General features: G+C 61.5%; 14 protein-coding genes. 8 read left to right on the forward strand and 6 right to left on the reverse strand.

The genetic code is table 11. From position 1 onward, the window contains the following. Window positions 1-174 precede the first annotated feature (174 nt). The 6 genes from AB5Z20_RS01660 to AB5Z20_RS01685 form a co-directional block, all read right to left on the reverse strand. The gene (locus tag AB5Z20_RS01660; RefSeq protein ID WP_368156064.1) at window positions 175-984 is read right to left on the reverse strand and encodes a gamma-glutamyl-gamma-aminobutyrate hydrolase family protein; all 810 of its coding nucleotides are present in this window, start codon (window positions 982-984) and stop codon (window positions 175-177) included. A gap of 86 nt (window positions 985-1,070) precedes the next feature. Beyond that, window positions 1,071-1,835 (reverse strand): amino acid ABC transporter ATP-binding protein, encoded by a 765-nt coding sequence (locus AB5Z20_RS01665; RefSeq protein WP_368156065.1) that lies wholly within the window; start codon window positions 1,833-1,835, stop codon window positions 1,071-1,073. A gap of 36 nt (window positions 1,836-1,871) precedes the next feature. After that, window positions 1,872-2,705, reverse strand: coding sequence for an amino acid ABC transporter permease (locus tag AB5Z20_RS01670; protein WP_368156066.1), 834 nt, complete (start codon window positions 2,703-2,705; stop codon window positions 1,872-1,874). After that, entirely contained in the window at window positions 2,702-3,361 is a 660-nt protein-coding gene (locus tag AB5Z20_RS01675; RefSeq protein ID WP_368156067.1) for an amino acid ABC transporter permease, read from the reverse strand. Before AB5Z20_RS01675 ends, AB5Z20_RS01670 begins: the two co-directional genes overlap by 4 nt. A gap of 138 nt (window positions 3,362-3,499) precedes the next feature. Then, window positions 3,500-4,495, reverse strand: coding sequence for a glutamate ABC transporter substrate-binding protein (locus AB5Z20_RS01680; RefSeq protein ID WP_368156068.1), 996 nt, complete (start codon window positions 4,493-4,495; stop codon window positions 3,500-3,502). Between the two features lie 455 nt (window positions 4,496-4,950). Next, the gene (locus AB5Z20_RS01685; protein ID WP_368156069.1) at window positions 4,951-6,732 is read right to left on the reverse strand and encodes a 1-deoxy-D-xylulose-5-phosphate synthase; all 1,782 of its coding nucleotides are present in this window, start codon (window positions 6,730-6,732) and stop codon (window positions 4,951-4,953) included. A 227-nt stretch (window positions 6,733-6,959) separates the two neighbouring features. Here AB5Z20_RS01685 and AB5Z20_RS01690 point away from each other — a divergent pair, with 227 nt between their 5' ends. From AB5Z20_RS01690 to AB5Z20_RS01725, 8 genes are all read left to right on the forward strand, one after another. Then, window positions 6,960-7,496, forward strand: coding sequence for an HD domain-containing protein (locus AB5Z20_RS01690; protein ID WP_368156070.1), 537 nt, complete (start codon window positions 6,960-6,962; stop codon window positions 7,494-7,496). A 3-nt stretch (window positions 7,497-7,499) separates the two neighbouring features. Beyond that, window positions 7,500-8,519, forward strand: coding sequence for a putative ABC transporter permease (locus AB5Z20_RS01695; RefSeq protein WP_368156071.1), 1,020 nt, complete (start codon window positions 7,500-7,502; stop codon window positions 8,517-8,519). Window positions 8,520-8,717: 198 nt separating this feature from the next. Further along, the gene (locus AB5Z20_RS01700) at window positions 8,718-9,995 is read left to right on the forward strand and encodes an ammonium transporter (protein ID WP_368156072.1); all 1,278 of its coding nucleotides are present in this window, start codon (window positions 8,718-8,720) and stop codon (window positions 9,993-9,995) included. Between the two features lie 146 nt (window positions 9,996-10,141). Continuing rightward, window positions 10,142-10,480 carry a P-II family nitrogen regulator gene (locus tag AB5Z20_RS01705; RefSeq protein ID WP_089572298.1) on the forward strand — a complete coding sequence of 113 codons (339 nt, stop codon included), beginning with the start codon at window positions 10,142-10,144 and terminating at the stop codon, window positions 10,478-10,480. Window positions 10,481-10,567: 87 nt separating this feature from the next. Further along, the gene (locus AB5Z20_RS01710) at window positions 10,568-11,425 is read left to right on the forward strand and encodes an HAD family hydrolase (protein WP_349074667.1); all 858 of its coding nucleotides are present in this window, start codon (window positions 10,568-10,570) and stop codon (window positions 11,423-11,425) included. A 155-nt stretch (window positions 11,426-11,580) separates the two neighbouring features. Beyond that, the gene (locus AB5Z20_RS01715) at window positions 11,581-11,706 is read left to right on the forward strand and encodes a hypothetical protein (protein ID WP_022094649.1); all 126 of its coding nucleotides are present in this window, start codon (window positions 11,581-11,583) and stop codon (window positions 11,704-11,706) included. 275 nt (window positions 11,707-11,981) lie between these two features. Beyond that, window positions 11,982-12,692 (forward strand): TetR/AcrR family transcriptional regulator C-terminal domain-containing protein, encoded by a 711-nt coding sequence (locus AB5Z20_RS01720; protein ID WP_368156073.1) that lies wholly within the window; start codon window positions 11,982-11,984, stop codon window positions 12,690-12,692. Window positions 12,693-12,703: 11 nt separating this feature from the next. Continuing rightward, a complete protein-coding gene (locus AB5Z20_RS01725) occupies window positions 12,704-17,494 on the forward strand; it encodes an acyl-CoA dehydratase activase-related protein (RefSeq protein ID WP_368156074.1) in 4,791 nt (1,596 codons plus the stop codon). Window positions 17,495-17,760: the final 266 nt, after the last annotated feature.

The raw sequence follows: 17,760 nt of genomic DNA on the forward strand, positions 1-17,760 counted from the left end.
CATCCGGAGGCGCCCGATCGGCGGCCCCTCGGGGCTTGCCCGTATCGTAGGCAATGCGCCGAATGCTCGCCATCGAATTTTATCGATAGCCTATTTCAGACTGTAATGGGCGGGCACCGTGGCTGGTGTCCGCCCCCCCTGGCATGGAAGGTTTAAGCCTGTGTGATTTGCGAGCTAGCGTGCCTGCTTGACCTTTGCCGCTGCCTCGACAAACGACTTCCACAGGTTAAAGTCGGTCTCGAGCGTCTTCCACGTGTACTCGGGGTGCCATTGCACGCCTAGACAGAACGGCTGACCTTCGACCTCGATGCACTCGGGAACGCCGTCGGTTGCCTTGGCGACCAAGCGCGTGCTTTTACCCAGACGATCGACGCAGCAGTGGTGTGCGGAGTTGGTCTGGATCAGCCTGTGCCCGCCAACCGCGCGCTCCAACAGCGAACCCGGCACGACCTCGACGGGATGCACGGGGTCGTTGAGCGCGTGGGTGTGGCGCCACTGCGTGCGGCCCTCGCGAGCGCCCAGGCTTGGCACGTCCATGCACAGGGTGCCGCCGGTAGCGACGTTGAGCAGCTGTGTGCCGCGGCACGTGGTAAAGAGCGGCTTTTTGGCGCGAAGCACTTCGCCGACCAGCTTAAACTCAAAGCTATCGCGGATCTCGCAGCAGAGGGTGGGGTCGTAGGGTCGATCATCGCCCCAGCGCTTGGGATTGACATCGGGGCCGCCGGGAATGGCGATGCCGTCGGCGAAATCGACGTAATGACGGATAACCTCAATGTCCTCGGTGATGGACATCTGCAGCGGCAGGCCGCCGGCGGCAAGGATGGCATCGACAAAGACGCTTGCGATTTCCTCGTTGGGGGAGAGCGTCTCGCTTAAAAACGGCTTTGCATCTTCCCAACGCGGCGCGACGAGGATGAGCGGACGGTCGGCGGGGGCGACGTCGACGTGCGGGGTATAGGACGAGGAAGTACGGGTTCCGATCATAGGTGTTGCTTTCGAATCCGGGTGGACATGGCACAGGGGTGCGCGGGGCAAACGCTGGCGATGAATTTGCCCGCGTGGCAATTGGGTTAGTGGCCCTTGATGGAGTTGAGGAAGTCCTGGGCGCGCTTGGTCTGGGGGTGGCTGAAGAACTCGTCGGGCGTGCCGGTTTCCACGATCTGGCCGTCGGCCATAAAGACGACGCGATCGGCCACGCGGCGGGCAAAGTTCATCTCGTGGGTGATGACGATCATCGTCATACCTTGCTGCGCCAAGCGCACCATGACCTCGAGCACCTCGTTGATCATCTCGGGGTCAAGGGCGCTCGTGGGCTCGTCAAAAAGCATTGCCTTGGGTTGCATGGCAAGCGAGCGGGCGATGGCCACGCGCTGCTGCTGGCCACCCGAGAGCTGTGCGGGCACCTTATCGGCCTGCTCGGCAACGCCCACGCGGCCCAGCAGGTCCATGGCGCGCTCACGGGCCTCGTCCTTGGAGACGCCCAGCACGTCGACCGGTCCCAGCATGACGTTCTGCAGTACGGTCATATGTGCGAACAGGTTGAACTGCTGAAACACCATGCCCAGTTCGGCGCGCATGCGGGCAAGATCCTTGCCTTCCTGCGGCAGGGGCTCGCCCTCGATGAGGATCTCGCCCGAGTCGATGGTCTCCAAGCGGTTGATGGTGCGGCACATGGTCGACTTGCCCGAACCCGAGGGGCCAATCACCACGACGACTTCGCCGCGGTCGACCGACAGATTGATGTCGTTGAGAACGTGCAGGTCGCCATAGTGCTTATCGACGTGTTTGAGCTCGATCAGCGGCTGATTGCCGGTGGAAGAGGTGCTCTGTGCCATGGTGCTCGGCTCCTTATGACTCGAAATGGTAAAGCGTTAGCGGATGATGGTCGCACCGGTCTTGTGCGAAACGTAGACGGCAGCCTTGTTGATCGCGACGTTGATGAGGATGTAGATGACCGCGATTACCAGGTAGACCGATACGAGTGCATCGTAGTTGGTAATGAGCACGCGGGCATTTTGCATGAGGTCGGGGTAGCTCACCACATAGGCGACGGTGGTGTCCTTGACCACGATCACAAGCTGCGAAATCAACGACGGAATGATAAATCGAATAGCCTGCGGCAATACGATTTTAAAGGTGATTTTAGCCTTGGAGAGACCGAGCGCCTGGGCGGCTTCGACCTGGCCGCGCGGCACGGCGTTGACGCCGGCGCGGAAGATCTCGGCAAGTACGCCGGCCGCAGCGAGCGCGACGGGAAGCGTGAGCATCCAAAACGACGGCAGCGCGATCTTGTACTGGGGCAGCACCAAAAAGAAGAAGTAGATGAACAGCAGGCTCGGCACGCCGCGGAAGAAATCGGTGAGTACGCGGCAGACCAGCTGCAGCGGCTTAATATCGCTCGTGCGGCCGAGCATAAGGGCTAAGCCCAGCACCAGCGCGATTGCGCCAGCGGTGAGTGCGACTTTAACGGTGCCCTCAAAGCCGGCAAGCAAGAACTTCCAGGTGGTGAGGTGCGTAAAGAAATACCAATAGTGGACCGAAAGCTGGCCGGTCACATAAAAGCGCTGCAACACGAGGACGATGAGCGCAGCGACGGCAATAAGCGAGATGGCGGTGCCGATGCGAATCTTGGCGCGCATCTTGGGGCCGGGAGCCTCGTAGAGCGCATCGCGCATGGTAAGCTCAGGGGAGGAGTGCTTGCTCATCGGAGGATCCTCACCTTCTTATCGATGTAGTTGCCAATGTGGCTCACCACAAAGGCCGTGCCCAGGTAGCCGAGCGCCGAGATAAAGAACGCGGCGACGCCACCGAGCGAGCGCGTGTTGATATAGCTCACCACGCCGGTGAGCTCTTGCGGCTTAAGCGGCACCTGGCTGCCGAGCGCAGTGGTGAGCATGACGGCGATAAAGAGGTTGGTCATGGGCAGCACGCTCGAGCGCAGCGCTTGCGGAATCACGATCTTGGCGAGGATGCGGTTAAAGCTCATGCCCAGCGAGCGGGCGGCTTCCACCTGGCCGACGCCGACGGTGTTGATGCCACTCATAAAGTTCTCGGAACCAAAGGCAGAACCCAAGAGCACCGTAGCGACGATAACGCAGGTGCGGTAGGGCAGAACGACCTTGAGCGGCGGCAGCGCGTAGACGACGATGATAAGCAGCGCGATGCCGGGGATGTTACGGAAGACCTGGACATACAGGTCGCCAAAGATGCGCAGCGGCTTGAGCGGCGACACACGCATCACGGTGACGGCGACGGCCAGCACCATGGCGATGGCAAACGACTCAAGCGTCATGCCCCAGGTCGCTAACAGCGCGTCGATATAGTTCTGGCCATAGAGCGACCAGAGTTCGGAGAGACTCATGCGGACCTCCCGCCGATAAGGAAAGGGGCTCCCGTGTGTACGGAAGCCCCGACAACTCAGTGAGGAAACAGTTTACCGCAATAAAGCGCATCATGCGTTTCCGTATGGTTTCGTTGCGGCCGTTACCAGGCTTGCTGCCTAGGCGCCGATCTCGGGCAGCTCGGGAACGTTGGTGTCGCCCGTACGGTCGCCGATGCAGATCTGCCACAGCTCGGTCCAGGTACCATCGTCTTCGATCTTCTTGAGGAAGTCGTTGACAAAGGCGACGCCGTCGGAATCGAGCGGCAGACCGATGCCATAGGGCTCCTTGCTGCCGAAGGGCTTGCCGGCGATCTTGTACTTGCCGGGCTCGCGGACCAGGGCGCTCTGCTGCATGTTGTTATCGATGACGTAGGCGTCAACACGGCCCTGCTGGAGTGCCTGGCGGGCCTCCTCGTCGGTCTTGAACTCCTGCTGGCTGGCCTTGGGGACAAACTCCTCCAGGATGGCGGGGCCGTTGGAGCCGGACTGGACGGCGACGTTCTTATCGACCAGGTCGTCGACGCTCTTGATGTCGTCGTTGTCGGCGAGCACTAGGATAGCCTGCTGGGTGTAGTAGTAGGGACCGGCAAAGGAGACGAGCTTCTTGCGCTCGTCAGTGATGGTGTAGGTGGCAAAGACGGCGTCGACCTGGCCGTTCTGCAGGACGGACTCGCGCGTGTCCGAGGTCACCTGGGTGATCTCGACCTTGTTCTCGCCCAGAATGTAGTTGGACAGGAGCTGTGCGATACCGGCGTCGAAGCCGCGGGTCTGACCGTCTTTCTCGTTGAGGAGGGAGAAGAGCGTGGAGGTCTGAACGCCGCCAATCTTAAAGACGCCGGCGTCCTTGACGGCCGTGGCCCAGGTGCTGGCGGCGATGGCATCGTCATCGGCCTTGGGGCCGTCGTTGACGAGCTTGTCGAATGCCTTGGCATCGAGCGTGGCGGAAACCTCGGTATCCTCGGAGCTCTTGGAAGAGCCGGCGGCGGAACCCTTGTCGGCCTCGGCGCTGGTGTCGGAGCAGCCAGCAAGACCAAGGCCGGCGACGGTTGCGAAGGTGGCGGCGACGAAGCCGCGGCGGTCGAGAACGACCTGCTGGGAGAGGTTCTTGCTCATAGGAGAACACCTTTCTCAAAAAATCCTAGTGGTTGAGTAGAGTTATACCCTATTGCGCTCGGAAGGGTCAACACGAAATAACTCAGAAACATACTTGCCTTATGGGTAATTCTACCTACCACAAAGGGACAGGCACCTTCGTGGTGGTTTTGGCCGATGCGGCGGCATGCCTTGTTGCTTTGTCTCGATCTGTAACATCCGCAGCCATTTTTGCCGAGTAACTGTTACAGATCGAGATTTTCTCTTCAGGGGGATTCGAATGTCTCAATCTGTAACATCTGGACGGCCAAAAGGTCTCTATCTGTTACAGATTGAGACAAAGGTCAGGGACTAAGACGTCTTGTCTAGATCTGTAACAGTTAGACGGGAATTCGGGCCCTAGATGTTACAGATTGAGATAATCGCGTCGCGAAAATAAAAACCTCCGCAGGGGTGCTTCCCTTGCGGAGGTTTTCTTACTCGTTGAGTAGCCTTACGGCTTCGGCGGCCATGTTCTCGACCGTCATGCCGTTCTGCGCGAGCAGTTCGTTGGGGTCGTAGCGGTCGGGGAAGCCCTTGGCGATGCCGAAGGTGCGCGTGCGCAACTGCGTGCATGCCAGATAACATGCCACGCGCTCGCCCCAGCCGCCGTCCAAGATGCCGTCCTCGAGGGTGACGACGACGCGATGCTCGGCGGCAAGGCTGTCGAGGAACTCGCGGTCGAGCTCGGTTGCGAAGCGCGGGTTGACGAGCGTGGTCTCGATGCCGTACTCGGCAGCCAAGCGGTTTGCCACGCGCTCGCCCAGCTCAAAGAAATCGCCAAGCGCGAGCACGGCAACGTCGCGGCCCTGACGCACCACGTTGTAGCGAACGGCGCTGTAGTCGGTGTCCTCAGCGGGCGCCAAATCGGGGCGGCTTACCAGGCCGATGCCCGGTACACGGATCGCCACAGGATGCTCGCGATGGTCGAGCGACCAGCTCAGCATGGACAGATATTCCTCCATGCAGGCCGGCGCTAGGTAGTGCATGTTGGGAAGACCGCCCAGCATGGAAATATCGAAGAACGAGAGGTGCGTCTCGGATGTGGTGCCAAAGATCGACGCGCCAAACACCAAGATGGTTGCGGGGGCATCGTTGAGGCACAGGTCGTGCCACAGCTCGTCGTAGGCGCGCTGCAAAAACGTGCCGTACACACCAAAGACTGGCTTGGCGCCCGAGCGCGCAAGCGCGGTGGCAAAGGTCACGGCGTGCTCCTCGGCAATGCCCACGTCGACAAACTGCTTGCCGGCGGCAGCGCGAAGCTCGGGTGTAAAGCCCATGATGTAGGGCGTGGCGGCCGTGATGCCCACGACCTGCGGATCGCGCTCGATGGCGGCGCTGAGCGCCTCGCCCGTAATGTCGGCATAGGTGCGCGGCGCAGGCTCGCTCGGATGGCCCGGGCAGAGCTTGCGGCCGGTCGCCATGTCAAAGGGGCCTACGTGATGCCAGCGCTCGGGGTCGTTTTGGGCTGGCTCAAAGCCCTTGCCCTTGGCGGTCGAGACGTGGAGCACGATGGGGTGATCGATATTGCGCAGCTCCTGCAGCGCGTCGACGAGGGTCAACACATCGTTACCGGCGTCCAGGTAGCGGTAGTCGAGCCCCATCGCGCGGAAAACGTTACGCTCACAGGTGCCGTTGCTGGCGCGCAGCTCGGCCAGATTGCGATAGAGACCACCGTGGTTCTCGGCAATGGACTGGTCGTTATCATTGACGATGATGATCAGGTTGCTATCGAGTTCGGCGGCATTGTTGAAGCCCTCAAACGCCAGGCCACCCGAAAGCGAGCCGTCGCCAATAACAGTAATGACGTTATACGTGTCACCCGCCAGGTCGCGCGCGTGGGCAAGGCCGCAGCCCAAACTCACCGAGGTCGAGGTATGCCCCATGGCAAACAGGTCATGCCCAGACTCGTCGGGATTGGCAAAGCCAGAAGCCTCACCATAACGCTCCGGATCGATATAGGTATACGCGCGCCCGGTCAGCGCCTTGTGGGCGTAGGTCTGGTGCGAAACGTCAAAGACAATCTTGTCGATGGGGGAGTTAAACACGCGATGGAGCGCGACCGTGAGCTCAACGACGCCTAGGTTGGGGGCAACGTGTCCGCCGACAGCGGCGGAGCTTTCGAGGATGGCGTGGCGAATCTCGCCGCAGAGCAGCGGAAGCTCGGCGCGGTCGAGAGCCTTGACGTCCTCGGGCGTTGTCGTTTGCGTAAGCAGCATCGTTGTGGGTTACTCCATGCGAATCGAGCGCCGGCGCTCCCTCGGCCGACACAATTGCACAAGACAGTCTCGCACATTTTGGCGTTTGATATGTGACGGCGGCGCGGTAATTCGACAACTGGTGGGGCAAAACGTTTTGTCCGATGCCATACTGATACATTCGATGATGATTTTTTCAATACGTGCAGGCCGTGGCTTGCCGCCGTGAGCCGCTGGAAGGAGGCAGCATGTCCGATGCCGTTCGTGCCGAGACAGTCGCGCACGAGGTCGACGATGCCGCCCGCCAGCTCGCCCAGGCGGGCCGCTTGGACCTGACGCGCGAGTTTATCCAGCATGGCGACGTGACGGTCTATGCACATGTGACCTCGGTGGCGCGGGCGAGCCTGTCCTTTGCCGAGCGCCTGGGCCGCGTCGGTGTCTCGGTCGACCGCGCCTCGTTGCTGCGCGGGGCCCTGCTGCACGATTACTTTCTCTATGACTGGCACGATCCCGACCCAAGCCATCGGCTGCATGGCTTTCGCCACCCGTTTTTTGCCCTAGCACGTGCGGAGGAAGATTTTGAGCTGACGTCGCGCGAGCGGAACATTATCGTGCGGCATATGTTTCCGCTGGTGCCGGTGCCGCCGACGTGTCGTGAGGCATGGATTGTATGCCTGGCAGATAAATGGTGTGCTCTGCGCGAGACAGTCGCCGGCCGTCTGCCGCGCAAGGACGAGACGGACGATAGCGTGAGTAAAGCATCGAGCGAAAAGAGGAGAGGGTAGACGGTGGAAACCGCGATTGATATGGCGTTTGGCGGCGCGACGCTTGCCGCCTGCCCACTCTCGGCACTGGTGCTCTCGTTTGCCTTTTACGGGTTTTGCGGCTGGGCATGGGAGTCGACAGTATGTGCCATGCTCAATCACGGACGATTTGCCAACAGTGGCTTTTTGCTGGGGCCGTGCTGCCCCATCTATGGCGCGGGCGGCATTGCCTGCTGGCTTTTGCTGCGCGGGATTCCGGATGCCTCGAGCCAGTTTGTCGCCGCGGCGCTTGTATGCAGCGTAATCGAGTACAGCGTAGGCGTGCTGTTGGAAAAAACAACGGGCGCTCGCTTTTGGGATTACTCGCACTTGCCGTTTAACCTGCACGGACGTATCTGCCTGTACTGGGCCTGCGCGTTTGGCCTGGGTGCGTTGTGCATTTGTCGTTTAGTGGAGCCGGCATTGCTGGGACTGCTTGGCCATCTGCCGGTGCTGATTGTGCGGCTGTCCGCCTTTATCGTCGCGGTCGCGATGATGGTCGACGCGGCGTGCTCGTTGGCGAGCTGGCGGCGTCTGTCCGATCAGCTGGAGCGCGTCCGAGCCGACCTTGCCGACCGCATCAACGAGTCGCTTGCCGATGCCTCGGACTCAATGCTCGAGCGCATTCCCGAATCGACGATTGATTCGGTGGCACAGACGCACATCCGTAGCCGTGCCGTTAACGCGTGGCTGGCCGAGCTGGGTGACGCCGCGCTCGATGCCCTGTGCGAGAAGGCTTCGATGCCGACGTTTATCGCGGATGGTGCTCGCGGCCTGGCGCTTGCCGCCCGCCGCGTGGCCGATGCCGCGCCGAGCATGCCGCGTCCGTCGCTCAGTCGTCGCATTGCCGGCAAGCGCATGAGCCGCCCGGTGCCGAGCGTGTCACTCAGCCGCCGCGACCTACGCTTCTTTAACGCCTTCCCGCGTCTGCGCATCAATCGCTACGAAGGTGTCATTCGGGCTACCGACCTCCGCGACCGAGCCCGCGAGCTGTTCCGCCGCTAGCCGGGACGGGCACGCTCACGGCTTCCTTGCTCGCGTATTTCCCGTTCGTTTCGCGCCCGTTGCCGCGCCGTTTCCAAGATTGCGGCAGCATTTCCATTCGACAACGCAGCGTTTAACAACGCCGTATCTGGTCTACACCAGTTGCCTCTCGGCCGCATTATGGGCGCCGACAACGTTCATGCGATCAAGGGGGAGCGAATGTACGATACGGGATCGACAACGTTTATGCTCATCTGCACCATGCTCGTGTTTTTAATGACACCGGGTCTGGCGTTTTTCTATGGCGGCCTGTCCAGGCGAAAAAATGTCATCAACACCATGCTTATGTGCTTTGGCGCCATTGGCCTGGTTGGTGTGCTGTGGGTTGTTGCCGGCTGGTCGCTGGCCTACGGCGGCGACGGTTCCAGCCCGTTTATTGGAGGCCTTGACCAGCTGCTGTGCCTGCCGGTACTCAACCAGATGCTGCAGGCGGCCGAGGGCACCGCGTCGGACGGCGCCGTCTACCCGGAGATTATCAACATCGCCTTCCAGATGGCGTTTGCCATGATCACTGCTGCTATCGTCACGGGTAGCCTGGCAGGTCGCGTTAAGTTTGGTGCCATGACGGCCTTCCTGGGCATTTGGCTGCTCGTGGTCTATGCGCCGCTCGCCCACATGGTCTGGGGCGGCGAGGGCTCCTTTATCGGTGACATGATCGGCGCGCTCGACTTTGCCGGCGGCGACGTGGTGCACATTTCGTCCGGTCTCACGGGCCTGATTCTCTGCTTAATGCTCAGCCGTCGTCGTGGCTTTGGCATGGTGAGCTACCGTCCGCATAACGTGCCGTTTGTGGCGCTGGGCGCCGGCCTGCTTTGGTTTGGCTGGTTTGGCTTTAACGGCGGCAGCGAGTTTAAGGCCGACGCCGCTGCGGCACTCGCCATCCTCAACACCGTGACGGCCAGCGCGGCGGGCATGGTCTCGTGGCTTGCCGTCGAGCGCGTGCATACCGGCCGCCCCACGCTGGTGGGCGCCAGCACCGGTCTGGTTGCGGGCCTTGTGGTGGTCACGCCGGGTGCGGGCTTTGTCGAGCCGTGGGCAGCGCTGGTCATGGGTCTGATCGTATCGCCCGTCTGCTATCTGGCTATCAGCCATCTTAAGACCAAGTTTGGCTACGACGATGCACTCGATGCGTTTGGTTGCCACGGTATCGGCGGAATTTTGGGCGGCGTGCTCACGGGTCTGTTCTGTGTGCCGGAGCTTTCGTGGACCGGTAAGGGCGGTCTGTTCTACACGGGCGACGTGTCGCTGCTCATCTCTCAGATCTTGGGCATTGTGGTGACGGTCGCTATTGTGCTGGTGCTCGATTTGGTGATCGCCGCGGTGGTCAAGGCGCTGTTCCACGGCAGCCTGCGCGTGGACGAGGCCGACGAGGCGCTGGGCCTGGATGCGAGTCAGCACGGCGAGAGCGCATATCCCTCCTTCTCGGGACTTGACTAGCGGCTTCCCCAGGCACCGCACCTTGGGTTTCAAACCGTCGCTTGCGTACAAAAGTACGCGGCGCTCCTCTTTCAACCCAATCTGCGGCACCTGGGAAACCCGCGTCTCATGTAAAGGGATACGTTGATTATTGAGAGGAATTCATTATGAAAAAGATCACGGCTATCGTGCGCCAGGAAAAGCTTGAGGTTCTTAAAGACGCGCTGTTTGCTGCTGATGTTCGCGGTATGACTATCAACCAGGTGCAGGGTTGCGGCGCACAGCATGGCTGGAAGGAATACGTGCGCGGCAACGAGTTGCTTGTCAACACGATCCCTAAGGTACAGTTCACCCTTATTTGCGCCGACGAGCATGTCGACGGCATTGTCGAGATTATCTGCAACGCCGCACGCACCGGAGCCGTCGGCGATGGCAAGATCTGGGTCGAGCCGGTCGAGGAAGTCATCCGCATCCGTACCGGCGAACACGGCCCCGCCGCGGTGTAGGACAATCTTTCGCCTGACGGGCGCGCCTCTCTCGGGGCGCGCCCGTTCTCGTCTACAATATCGTGCAGACGAAGGAGAGGCATGCCCATGATCAAGATGTTTGCGAGTGACTTAGACGGAACGCTGCTGAATGCCCTACACGAGGCCGACGGAACCATCCGCCGCGCCATTCGCGAGCTGACCGAAGCCGGGCTGCATGTGGTTCCCGCGACCGGACGCTCGACGCTGCCGATCGGCGAGCATGGCTTCACAGGTCTGGCACTCGACGCCTGCTGCTCCAACGGATCCATCGTGCGCGACAGCCATGGTGAGGTGCTCAAGACCTGGACCATCGACCCGCAGGTTACCGAGGAGCTGCTCAAAGCGTTCCCGGACATTTGCTTCGACTGCTCCACGCCCGACGGCATGTTCTCGAGCGGTTCGTTCGAGATGCACCAGGCGGGCTTTAAAAAGGACAGTCCTATCAAGCGCATCGTGATGCGCGGCATGCGTGCACGTGGCGGGTATCACGAGGAACAGTATTTCGACCAGTCGATCGGTGACATCCTGCGTCATGACGTGTGCAAAATCAACTGCCGCGTGACCTCGCCCGAGCTGGAGCGCGACCTTAAGGCATATTTGGCTGAGCGATCGGACCGTGTGGTCAACGCGCCGTTCGATCCGGTGATGTTCGAGATCACGGACGTGGCGTGCAACAAGGGCGAGAGCGTGGCGTGGCTGGCGGGCTACTACGGTATTGCCGAGGACGAGGTCGCGGTCTACGGCGACGGCGGCAACGACATTGCCATGCTCAAACGCTTCCGCCACAGCTACGCGACCAAAAACGCAAGCGATGCCGCCAAGGCCGCCGCGAGCGCGACCATCGGCAGCTGCATGGTCCACGCCGTCCCCAAACACATGCTCGCCACCATGCACAAGCAAAATTCCCGCACCGTCATCGAATAATGTGACAAAGGGACAGCCCCTTTTTCACGAGAACCCTGCACCTTTGGCATGCGAACATATATTCGTATATATAACTAAGTTTTGATAGAATCGGTATCGTTGGCGGCAGTTCCATGTGCCGGGCAGCGCCCTCCATCTGATGGGAGGTGATGCCCATGACCGATTTGATTGATTTCGTGAGGCTTCTGACTGCTTTGGTCTCGTTCTTCACGGCGCTTGTCGGCCTTTCCGAGGCACTCAAGCAGCGTTCGAAGCGCAACAGAAGGGGTCGCCGCCGCTAAGGCGTTGACCCCCTAATGCAAACAACGGCGCTGCCCAGCTAGCTACAACTTGGGCTGCCGTCGACACTATTCTACCCACGAATGACATTTTGGACAATTGGTAATGCCGCTTCAAAAGCCAGGCACAACTGGCACAACCTAGGCGGCCGCTGAATGTGGCAAAGGGACCGTCCCTTTGTCACAACCCAAATATTGCCTTTACGTGTTGATGCACACGGTGTGCAATAATACTCGCACTGTGCAATAGCGCACAGGCTGAGTAACAAGGAGGACGCTTGTCCCAGCTCGAGAAATGTGATCGCCGGTCCCTTCGCTCGCAGCGTGCCCTTCGCCAGGCACTTGCCAGCGAGCTTGCCGAAAGCGGCGACCTTTCGCGCATTAATGTCGCGTCGCTCACCGAGCGTGCCGGCCTTACGCGCCGCACGTTCTATTCGCACTACCGCGATATCCCCGACTTTATCAGCCAGATCGAGAACGGCCTGCTTGCCGAGATTCGCGAGCGGGTGGAGCTTATCACCGCAGCTCAATTACCTGATCTTTACCGCAACATCGACGAGCTCGAGCCGGCACCCGGTTCGGTTGAGCTGCTTCGCTATCTTGCGGCTAATCGCGACCTTATCGGGGCCTTGCTGGGCCCGAGCGGCGACCCCGCCTTTATTAAAAAGATCATCGACACCGCGCGTGAGGCTGTGGTGCCGCGTGCGCAGACGGGCATTTTGGGCCTGGCGCTGGGCACGTTCTTTGACTACTACGTCACCTACGTCGTGAGTGCCGAGGTCGGCATGATTCAGCGCTGGTTTGAGCGTGGGCTCACCGAATCGCCCGAGGCCATGGCGCGCATTATGACGGTGCTCGCTTTTGTGCGCCCTGGTGACCTGTATGGCCAACCCATCGATATCAACGTGCCGGAATACGGCATGAAGCTATTGAACCTGCAGCTCGAGGACACGGCCGACACCGCCGCAACCATCGAGTCCAACAACTAAGAGGAGAGACAATGAGCAAACTCGTCGAGGGCATCAAGGACCGCATGGTCGCTGCTGCGCGCGAGGCCGCACCCGCCGTGGTGGACGCCGCGCAGAAGGCCGCGACCGCGGCTGCCGAGAAAGTTGCTGAGGCGGTTGCCGAGGCCAAGAATGCGGCGGGGGAGACGCTTGCCGCCGACGCAGCCACGTCCGCCGCTACCGAGCCCGCAGTCGCCACCGCCGCCCACGCCCCCGAAGGCGCGATCTTCAACCCCGACAACGCCCACGGCAACCTGCACCTGGGCATCGACGTGGGCTCCACTACCGTTAAGCTTGCCGTGCTCAACGACGACAACCAGATCGTGTACGCCAAGTACCAGCGCCATCACACCGATGTCCGCGCTTGCGCCCGTGACCTGTTCGAGGGTGCTGCGACCGTGCTGCCGACGGCCCAAATGACCTGCGCCATTACCGGCTCGGGCGGTTTGCTGCTGTCCCAGTGGCTCGAGCTGGAGTTTGTCCAGGAGGTCATCGCCAGCAAACGCGCCGTCGAGACCCTCATCCCGGCCACCGACGTCGCCATCGAGCTGGGCGGCGAGGACGCCAAGATCATCTACTTCGATAACGGCATCGAGCAGCGCATGAACGGTACCTGCGCCGGCGGTACGGGCGCGTTCATCGACCAGATGGCAACCCTGCTGCACACCGACGCGAGCGGCCTCAACGAGCTCGCGGCCAACGCCACCACCATCTATCCCATCGCCAGCCGCTGCGGCGTCTTTGCCAAGACCGACGTCCAGCCGCTGCTCAACGAGGGCGCCCGTCCCGAGGACGTGGCCGCCTCCATCTTCCAGGCCGTCGTGACCCAGACCATCTCGGGTCTGGCGTGCGGCCGTCCCATTCGCGGCAACGTCGCCTTCCTGGGCGGCCCGCTGCAGTATCTCTCCGAGCTGCGCCACCGCTTCTATCTCACGCTCAACCTGGACGAGGAGCACCGCATTGTGCCCCAAAACGCCCACCTGTTTGTGGCGAGCGGCGCCGCCATGGCGCACGAGTCCAACAAGCTCAGCACGTTCCCGCAGCTCATCGAGGCTATCGACAGCTTGGGCGACACGCAGGGTGCTGAGGTCGAGCGCCTGGACCCGCTCTTTGCCACCGACGAGGACTTTGCCGAGTTCAAGGGTCGCCACGACACCGAGGTCGTCCCCAAGGGCAAGCTCGACGGCTACACCGGCCGTGTGTTCATCGGCATCGACGCCGGTTCCACCACCATGAAGGCCGCGCTCGTGGGCGAGGACGGCCAGCTGCTGCACACCTGGTACGGCAACAACAACGGCGACATCCTGGGCACGGCCAAGGTCATCATGGCCGATTTCTACAACCACATCCCTGCGGGCTGTACCATCGGCCACGTGACCACCACGGGCTACGGCGAGGCACTGCTCATCGAGGCCCTCAAGGCCGATTCCGGCGAGATCGAGACCGTCGCGCACCTGCGCGGCGCCAAGGCATTCCTGCCCGGCGTCGAGTTTATCCTGGACATTGGCGGCCAGGACATGAAGTGTCTGCGCGTCAAGGACGGCGTCATCGAGCACATCATGCTCAACGAGGCTTGCTCGTCGGGCTGCGGCAGCTTTATCGAGAGTTTCGCCGTGTCTATGAACATGGACGTGCGCGCGTTCGCCGATGCCGCCATCCATGCTAAGGCTCCCGTCGACCTGGGCAGCCGCTGCACGGTCTTTATGAACTCGCGCGTCAAGCAGGCGCAAAAGGAAGGCGCCACGGTGGGCGACATCGCGGCCGGCCTGTCCTATTCCGTCATCAAGAACGCCCTGTTCAAGGTCATTAAGCTGCGCGACCCCAAGGAGATCGGCAGCCAGGTGATCGTCCAGGGCGGCACCTTTATGTCCGATGCTACGCTGCGTGCGTTTGAGCAGCTCACCGGCGTTCATGCCGTACGTCCCGACATCGCCGGCTGCATGGGCGCCTACGGTGCGGCCCTGCTCGCCCGCGATCGTGCCGGCGCCGACGGCACTTCGACCATCCTTTCTGCCGAGGACATCGCGCACCTCACCGTGACGCAAAAGCATGTCCGCTGCGGTCGCTGCTCCAACAACTGCCAGCTTACCGTCAACGACTTTGGCGGCGGTAGGCGCTTCATTACCGGCAACCGCTGCGAGAAGGGCGCCGGCCACAAAAAGCAGAAGACTGAGGCCCCCAACCTTTTCAAAAAGAAAAACGAGCTGCTCTTTAACCGCGAGATCCTGAGTCCCGACGAGGCCCCGCGCGGCACCGTGGGTATCCCGCGCGCACTCAACATGTACGAGAACTACCCCTTCTGGCACGCGTTCTTTACGCGCCTGGGCTTTAGCGTGCAGCTGTCCGACCAGTCGAGCAAAAAGACCTACCAGGCGGGCATCGAGTCCATGCCGTCCGAGAGCGTGTGCTACCCGGCAAAGATGAGCCACGGCCATGTGATGAACCTCATCGACCGCGATGTCGACTTCATCTGGATGCCGTGCGTGCGCTGGGAGCGCAAGGAGGATCCGACGGCTGGCAACTGTTACAACTGCCCCATCGTCATGAGCTACCCCACAGCGCTGGCGCTCAACATCGACGAGATTCGCGAACAGAACATCGAGTTCCTGTATCCGTTTGTGCCGTATCACGATAAGACCGAGCTTAAGCGCCGTCTGTACCAGGTGCTCGCCGTCGACCGTGTGGCCGATGCGCAAGCCGGTCGCGGTCGCGTGCGCGGTCCCAAGATCACGCGCTCCGAGGTCGATGCCGCCGTCAACGCTGCTTTTGAGGCCGATGCGCGTTTCCACGAGGATATCCAGACCATGGGCGAGGAGGCTCTTAAGTGGGTCGAGGACCATGGCGGTCACGGCATCGTGCTCGCCGGTCGTCCCTACCATAACGACCCCGAGATCAACCACGCCCTGCCCGAACTTATCTCGAGCTTTGGCTTTGCGGTCTTTACCGAGGATTCGCTTGCGCATCTGGTAAAGCCCGAGCGTCCGATTCGCGTCGTCGACCAGTGGATGTACCACAGCCGCCTGTACGCCGTCGCCCGTTTTGTGACGATGCGCAACGACCTGGACCTGATCCAGCTCAATTCCTTCGGCTGCGGCCTGGACGCTCTGACCACCGATCAGGTGCAGGAGATTCTGGAAGCCAGCGGCAAGATCTACACCGTGCTTAAGATCGACGAGGTGTCTAACCTGGGTGCCGCGCGCATCCGCATCCGCTCGCTCATGGCAGCGCTCAAGGACCAGGAGGCCGAGCGCTTGGCCGAGGCCACGGCCGCGGGCGAGGCCTACGAGCAGGGCGATGCCGCGCCGGTGGCGCCCTCCACGGACGCCCCCGCGTTCGCGAGCCGCAAGTACACGTTCGAGGCGCAGCGTGAGAGCGCATCGACCGCGTGGCCCAAGGTGCCCTTTACCGAGCAGATGCGCGAGGAGGGCTACACCATCCTGTGCCCGCAGATGGCGCCGATCCACTTTGACCTGGTCAAAGAGGTGTTCCGCGGTGCTGGCTACAACTTGGAGCTGCTGCCCTCGACCGATCACGACGCCGTCGAGGCCGGCCTGCGCTACGTGAACAACGACATTTGCTACCCGTCGATCCTGGTGACGGGCCAGATTATGGAGGCCATCGAGAGCGGTCGGTACGACCTGTCCAAGACGGCCGTGGTTATCAGCCAGACCGGCGGCGGCTGCCGTGCCACCAACTACATCGCACTCATCCGCAAGGCCCTGCGCGAGAGCGGCCACCCCGAGATCCCGGTGATCTCGCTTTCGGCCGTGGCGCTCGGTGAGGACAACCCCGGCTTTAAGATTACGCCGGCACTGCTTAAGCAGGCAGTCTACGCAGTGCTCTTTGGTGACGTCATGATGCAGATGCTCTATCGTTGCCGCCCGTACGAGGCCACGCCCGGTGCCGCCAACGCACTCTACGAGGAGTACATGGCGCGCGCCCGCAAGCTGGCGCCTAAGTTCAACAGGCACAACTACACCAAGTTGTGCCGCGAGGCCATCCGCGCGTTCGACACCATGCCGCTTGTGGGCGAGGGTACCAAGCCGCGCGTGGGCGTGGTTGGCGAGATCCTGGTCAAGTTCCATCCCACGGCCAACAACCACGTGGTCGATGTCATTGAGCGCGAGGGCTGCGAGGCTGTGGTGCCGGGTCTGCTCGACTTCTTCCTGTACTCCATGAGCAACGCCGAGCTACAGAAGGACGAGCTGGGAAGCTCTGCTACCACGCGCGCTGGTATGCAGGCGCTCATCAAGCTGGTGGACTGGATGCGTACGCCGGTGGAGGAGATGCTCGAAAAGTCCCGCCGCTTTGAGGCACCCGAGCGCATCGGCACCATGGCGGACAAGGCTCGCACGGTGCTCTCGGTGTGCAACAACATGGGCGAAGGCTGGCTGCTCACGGCCGAGATGCTCGACCTGATTGACCATGGTGCACCCAACATTATCTGCACGCAGCCCTTCGCGTGCCTGCCCAACCACGTGGTGGGTAAGGCCGTGATCAAGGAACTGCGCCGTCAGCACCCCGAGAGCAACATCGTCGCAGTGGACTACGACCCCGGCGCGTCCGAGGTCAACCAGCTCAACCGCATTAAGCTCATGATCAGCGTGGCCAAGGAAAACATGCGCGCCGGTAAGGGCTTTAAGCTCGAGAAGGTGGCGCCGCTCGCGATGGACGAGGTCACCGGCCAGATGCGTGCCCACGATGGCTGCGTGAGCTGCGGCTCGGTCGACGAGAGTGCCGTGGCGTCGGTCGCTGAGCGCCTGGGACGCGGCATTAAGAAGTAACTGGCCTGCTATGGGCTGGATATGAGACAAACGGGTGGTGGCCGTACCGGCTACCACCCGTTTTTGCTTGGACATATGTTGCGTAAATCGTTTTGTTGCAGCCTTCTGTGCACTCGAATTTCGGAAGTGCGGGGAAAAACGCGAACCTCCTGAGCACACCGCCTTTTTAGACTCTCGCGACCTGCGGTTTTGTTGTAAAAAAAGCCGGTCTGGTCGGCGAAACCCGATTTTTCCCCGCACTTCCGAAAACAGCGGTTCAGCAGCGC

The sequence above is a fragment of the Collinsella aerofaciens genome, assembly GCF_040910245.1.
Classification (GTDB): Bacteria; Actinomycetota; Coriobacteriia; order Coriobacteriales; family Coriobacteriaceae; genus Collinsella.

Bases quoted from the DNA above. Each gene is read 5' to 3' on its own strand.
- AB5Z20_RS01660 (WP_368156064.1), bottom strand. From the start codon at position 984: ATGATCGGAACCCGTACTTCCTCGTCCTATACCCCGCACGTCGACGTC.
- AB5Z20_RS01665 (WP_368156065.1), bottom strand. From the start codon at position 1,835: ATGGCACAGAGCACCTCTTCCACCGGCAATCAGCCGCTGATCGAGCTC.
- AB5Z20_RS01670 (WP_368156066.1), bottom strand. From the start codon at position 2,705: ATGAGCAAGCACTCCTCCCCTGAGCTTACCATGCGCGATGCGCTCTAC.
- AB5Z20_RS01675 (WP_368156067.1), bottom strand. From the start codon at position 3,361: ATGAGTCTCTCCGAACTCTGGTCGCTCTATGGCCAGAACTATATCGAC.
- AB5Z20_RS01680 (WP_368156068.1), bottom strand. From the start codon at position 4,495: ATGAGCAAGAACCTCTCCCAGCAGGTCGTTCTCGACCGCCGCGGCTTC.
- AB5Z20_RS01685 (WP_368156069.1), bottom strand. From the start codon at position 6,732: ATGCTGCTTACGCAAACGACAACGCCCGAGGACGTCAAGGCTCTCGAC.
- AB5Z20_RS01690 (WP_368156070.1), top strand. From the start codon at position 6,960: ATGTCCGATGCCGTTCGTGCCGAGACAGTCGCGCACGAGGTCGACGAT.
- AB5Z20_RS01700 (WP_368156072.1), top strand. From the start codon at position 8,718: ATGTACGATACGGGATCGACAACGTTTATGCTCATCTGCACCATGCTC.
- AB5Z20_RS01705 (WP_089572298.1), top strand. From the start codon at position 10,142: ATGAAAAAGATCACGGCTATCGTGCGCCAGGAAAAGCTTGAGGTTCTT.
- AB5Z20_RS01710 (WP_349074667.1), top strand. From the start codon at position 10,568: ATGATCAAGATGTTTGCGAGTGACTTAGACGGAACGCTGCTGAATGCC.
- AB5Z20_RS01715 (WP_022094649.1), top strand. From the start codon at position 11,581: ATGACCGATTTGATTGATTTCGTGAGGCTTCTGACTGCTTTGGTCTCG.
- AB5Z20_RS01725 (WP_368156074.1), top strand. From the start codon at position 12,704: ATGAGCAAACTCGTCGAGGGCATCAAGGACCGCATGGTCGCTGCTGCG.